The sequence below is a fragment of the Terasakiella brassicae genome, from assembly GCF_014641495.1.
GTDB classification, from domain to species: Bacteria; Pseudomonadota; Alphaproteobacteria; order Rhodospirillales; family Terasakiellaceae; genus Terasakiella; species Terasakiella brassicae.
The window spans coordinates 1-604 of sequence record NZ_BMHV01000083.1 but is presented as its reverse complement, the minus strand read 5'-3'; the positions used below and the strand labels follow the sequence as shown (position 1 = coordinate 604).

Sequence of the window (604 nt, the reverse complement as noted above, 5' to 3'; positions counted from 1 at the left end):
GGTTTGCCCGTGCGGCACCGCCAGAATACCGGCGCGCACGATCTCGGCAATAAAGGCCGCCGTATACGTCGATAAAGCCAGAAGCAGGGCGATAAATTCAGGAATGATTTGAACACCGCCGTTGAAATTAAAACCTTTCAGGGCAGGAAGGTCCCAGCTCAACGGGGCGCCAAGGACGACAAAAACAATCGCAGGCAAACCGATAATCAGACCAACGCCGGTCCAGAATGCGGGAAACTGTTCCCCGGTGGCCTCTTGACGTTTACGCGCCCAACGACTAATTACGATGGCTGCAACAAGGGCAATCAACAAGGCGACCAGTACGCCAGAGAAGCCCTCCCCTGCAACAGGTGCCGGGACATAAAGCCCCCGGTTGTTAATGAAAAATGTTTCGCCCAGCCCCAAACTTTGGCGCGGACCGGGCAGCGGTTGCAAGACCGCAAAATACCAGAAGAAAATTTGCAGCAACAAGGGAATGTTGCGCAAAGTTTCCACATAAACTGTTGCAATTTTTGCAATCAGCCAGTTCTTGGATAGGCGAGCCACGCCCATAACGAAGCCCAAAAGCGTTGCGAAAATGATCCCGATAAAGGAAACCAGGACC

General features: G+C 53.0%; 1 protein-coding gene. It reads right to left on the bottom strand.

The features are described 5' to 3' along the window. On the bottom strand, positions 1-604 hold a 604-nt coding region (locus IEW74_RS17280), incomplete at both ends, for an ABC transporter permease subunit (RefSeq protein WP_188667439.1).